This window comes from uncultured Thermus sp., assembly GCF_938010445.1.
In the GTDB taxonomy this organism is placed as follows: Bacteria; Deinococcota; Deinococci; order Deinococcales; family Thermaceae; genus Thermus; species Thermus altitudinis.
This window is the reverse complement of the sequence record NZ_CALLUR010000122.1, coordinates 1-3,712: the sequence shown is the minus strand read 5'-3', so window position 1 is coordinate 3,712 and position 3,712 is coordinate 1. Positions and strand designations below refer to the sequence as shown.

Sequence of the window (3,712 nt, the reverse complement as noted above, 5' to 3'; positions counted from 1 at the left end):
GCATGGAGCTGGATGTGCGCACGCTACCCCCGCGGGAACGGCACCCCAGGATTTTTGCCCTTTTTGACAGCCTAAGGCCTGGGGAGGGTTTCGTCCTGATCAACGACCATGACCCTAAGCCCCTTTACTACCAGCTCCTGGCGGAAAGGCCGGGGCAGGTGGACTGGGCGTACCTGGAGGAGGGCCCGGAGGTATGGCGGGTGAGGATCGGCAAGAGGTAGTCCGGCCCGAGATGAAGGTGGCCGAGGTCTTGAGGCGTTGGCCAGAGCTCCTTCCGGTTCTGGTGGAGGCAAGCCCGGCCTTCCAAAAGCTCAGGAACCCCATCCTGCGCAAGACCATGCCCAACCTGGTCACCGTGGCCCAGGCGGCCAGGATGGGGGGGTTAGAGCCGGAGGAGCTGGTGGCCCGGTTAAACCGGGCCCTAGGGGTGGAGGCCAGGCCAGAAGTGCTGGAGGCCAAGGATGTGGAAAGCCTCCTTGGCACCCCACCTCCTTCCTGGGTTTCCGCTCCCGTGGGATTTCGGTTGGATGTGCGGCCCATCCTGGAACAGGGTGGGGAGCCCTTCCAGGCCATCATGACGGCGGCCCAGGAGGTAAAGCCCGGGGAGAGGCTGGTTTTGGAGGTGCTTTTCGAGCCCATTCCCCTTTACAGGGTCCTGGGGAAGCAAGGCTTTTTGGCTTGGTGCGAACGGCTTGGGGAAAAGCACTACCGGGTCCACTTTTACCGCCAGGAGGGGGGTGAGGGCTGGGAGACGCTTCCCGGCCCTACCTCCTTAAGCGAGGCCGATTGGGCAAGCTATCAGGCGGAGGTCTACATTGAGGAGAACCTCGAGCCCCCCTTGCCCATGATGCGGGTGCTGGAGGCCCTCGCCCAGCTAAAGCCGGGGGAGAAGCTTCTGGTCCACCACGTGCGCCGCCCCGTGCACCTCCTGGCCCGCCTCGAGGAGGAAGGGCACGCCTACTTGCTCAAGGACCTGGGCCCGGGGCAGGTGAAGATCCTGATCCGAAAAGGGGGATAGGCCCCAAGGCCCATGGGCTTCTGGCACTTCCTCTTCGTTCGGGCGGCACTCCTGTACCTCATCTACACCGCCCTCTTGGGGACGCTCTTCTACTTCTTCCCAGGGCTGGTGGGGCCCTTCAGGCCCTCCCACGTGCACGCTGGGCTGGTGGGCTTCTTCCTGCAGATGGTCATGGGGGTAGCTTATTGGATGATGCCGAGGCCCGGGGGCTTGAGGCAGGAGGCCCTTGAGGCCCTCACCTTCTTCCTCCTCAACGCAGGCCTCCTTCTTAGGCTGGTCCTAGAACCCCTCCACCTGCTGGGCCAGGAGGGACTGCGCCCTTGGCTTGGGCTTTCCGCTTTCTTTCAGCTTCTCGCCACCTTGGTCTTCGCCTTGGCCATGCGTAGGCGGGTGGTCACGGGGGATATGCTGAGGAAAATGCGCGAGGAGAGGGAAAGGAGGGGAGGATGAAGCCAGCGGTTACCTTTTCCGAGGTGGAGGTCCTCATCCTGGACCTGCCGCCTCTGCCCGAGGAGGTCTTGGCTGACCTGCTGGCCTTCGGCGGGTTGGGGGAGGAGGAGAAGAAGGCTATGCGCCTGGATGCGGAGAGGCTTCTCGAGGGCGCCGCTTCCTTTGTGGCCGGGGTCTACGACCACCTCAGCCGCCATCCCGGCACCGCCCGGGCCCTGGGATGGGAGGGGAGGGTTAGGGAAGAGGAACTCTACCTAAGGCGGGCCTTTTTCGCCACCTGGCTGGCCCGTACCATCGGGGTGGACACCTCGGTGGAGTTCGCCCGGGAGGTGTACCGGGCGGGGCTCTGGCACGGGGGCTTGGGCCCCAAGGAGGCTCTGATTCCCCCTGAATACGTGGGCCTTTCCTTCGCCCAGGTAGGGCGCTATGTGGCGGAAAGGGTGCGGGATGTGCGTCCCTGGCTGGTCTACCTCGCCGCCCAGGAGGAGGTGATGCGCAAAGGATTTGACGCTGCCTCGGCCCTGAGGGAGGGCAAGACGGCGGTGCGCCTTCAGGCCTTGGGCCTGGCCCACCCCGCCTTGCCCAGGCCCCTTTCCTTGCGGGCGGGAAGCGTGGGAGAGGCGCTCTTCAAGGCTTTCGCCGTGAACCCCGCCCTCAGGGACCTGGCCCTGGAGGCCCTGGCCGCCGAGGAGGAGGCGGGGCTTTGGTTGGAACCCAAGACCCTCTGGCGTCTTCGGCCTCGTTGGACGGTCCTCCTCAACGGCCGGGATGTGCGCTACCTCGAGGGCCTGGCCACCCCGTTGCGGGAGGGGGACCTCCTCACCCTTCTGCCCCCGGGCCGCTGAGGGGGCATTGACCTGGGTCATGGCCAATCCCCAGGGGGTGGCTCAGGATTAAGCCGATGTGGGTGACCGCCCATAACCGTGTGATCCCCCTCTCCATCCCCGCCGGCTTTGTCTTCTTGGGGGAGGGGTTCTTCTTGGTGGCCGGCTTCCTCCTGGCCCTTCACCCCGAGGCCCTTTCCTTACCCCGGCATCCTTGGGGTTTGGCCCTAGCCCACCTCTTCCTTTTGGGCTTCGGGGTGGGGGTACTCCTTGGGGCCATGCATCAGCTTCTGCCCGTGGTCCTCGAGGCGCCCCTTTACCGCCCGGAGTGGGGGTATCCGGTGATGGCCCTTTGGGGGCTTGGGACCGCCTTGCTGGCCTGGGGCTTTGCCCAGGCTCCTTCCCTGGTGCCTGCCGGCGGGGCCTTGGTGCTTTTGGCCCTCTTCCTTTTTGCCTACCACGCCTACCTCACCTTCCGCCAGGCTCCCCGCTGGAACCGGGTGGCCACCGCCTTGGCCTGGGTGGTCTTTTACCTGATCCTCACCCCACTCTTGGGGCTTTTGCAGGCCCTTTCCCAGCGCTATGGCTTCTACGACCCGGAAAGGCTTGCTTGGCACCTCCTGGCGGGCTTAGGTGGGGTTTTCCTCCTTTCCATCCTGGGGGTAGGGTACAAACTTGTGTCCATGTTCACGCTCACCCATGGTGTGGACGAGCGCATCCTGGGGCACTTTCTTTGGGCCGCCAACCTGGGGCTTCTGGGTCTGGCCATGGGGGAGAGGTTGGGCTATCTCCTCCTCCTTCTGGCCTATGCCCTCGCCCTCTACGACACCTGGCGCATCCTCAGAAACCGCATGAAGAAGGCCCTGGATATCGGGGTGCGGCACTACCTCCTGGGCCTCTTCTTCCTGGGCCTGGCCCTCCTGGCCCTGCCCTTTGACCCGGTCTGGGCTGCCCTTTGGTTCGCCTTGGGCTTCGTGGGGCTGGTGGTAACGGGAATGCTCTACAAGATCCTGCCCTTTTTGGTCTGGACCCACCGGTATGCTCCCAAGGCAGGAAAGGAGAAGGTCCCCATGCTCAAGGAGATGCTGCCCGAGAAGGCGGGGTATCTGGCGGGGGGGCTTCTGGCCCTAGGGGCCTTGCTTCTTCCCTTGCTGCCTTGGGCGGGGTGGGTCTACTTCATGGGGGTTTTCCCCCATGCCTATGCCCTGGTGGAGGTGATGCGGCGATGAACCCGTTGGAGGAACAGGCTTGGAACCTATTGCGGACGGTTTACGACCCGGAGCTGGGCTTGGACGTGGTGAACCTGGGGCTCATCTACGAGCTCAAGGTGGAGCCGCCCAGGGCCTACGTGCGCATGACCCTGACCACCCCAGGCTGCCCCTTGCACGACAGCATGGGGGATGCGGTGCGCCAGGCCCTA

6 protein-coding genes are annotated in these 3,712 nt (G+C 64.7%); all 6 read left to right on the top strand.

The genetic code is table 11. The features are described 5' to 3' along the window. The first annotated feature begins 2 nt into the window (after nucleotides 1–2). The gene (locus Q0693_RS06955) at nucleotides 3–221 is read left to right on the top strand and encodes a DUF2249 domain-containing protein (RefSeq protein ID WP_243030764.1); all 219 of its coding nucleotides are present in this window, start codon (nucleotides 3–5) and stop codon (nucleotides 219–221) included. After that, the gene (locus tag Q0693_RS06950) at nucleotides 194–1,018 is read left to right on the top strand and encodes a DUF2249 domain-containing protein (protein WP_298630247.1); all 825 of its coding nucleotides are present in this window, start codon (nucleotides 194–196) and stop codon (nucleotides 1,016–1,018) included. The genes Q0693_RS06955 and Q0693_RS06950 overlap by 28 nt, the downstream gene beginning before the upstream one ends. A 12-nt stretch (nucleotides 1,019–1,030) precedes the next feature. Further along, nucleotides 1,031–1,468, top strand: a complete 438-nt coding sequence (locus Q0693_RS06945; RefSeq protein ID WP_243030762.1) for a hypothetical protein — start codon at nucleotides 1,031–1,033, stop codon at nucleotides 1,466–1,468. Further along, the gene (locus Q0693_RS06940; protein WP_298630245.1) at nucleotides 1,465–2,313 is read left to right on the top strand and encodes a protoglobin domain-containing protein; all 849 of its coding nucleotides are present in this window, start codon (nucleotides 1,465–1,467) and stop codon (nucleotides 2,311–2,313) included. Before Q0693_RS06945 ends, Q0693_RS06940 begins: the two co-directional genes overlap by 4 nt. Before the next feature lie 56 nt (nucleotides 2,314–2,369). After that, nucleotides 2,370–3,521 carry a hypothetical protein gene (locus Q0693_RS06935; protein ID WP_298630243.1) on the top strand — a complete coding sequence of 384 codons (1,152 nt, stop codon included), beginning with the start codon at nucleotides 2,370–2,372 and terminating at the stop codon, nucleotides 3,519–3,521. Continuing rightward, on the top strand, nucleotides 3,518–3,712 hold a 195-nt coding region (locus tag Q0693_RS06930), incomplete at its 3' end, for a metal-sulfur cluster assembly factor (protein ID WP_298630241.1). The genes Q0693_RS06935 and Q0693_RS06930, both read left to right, overlap by 4 nt.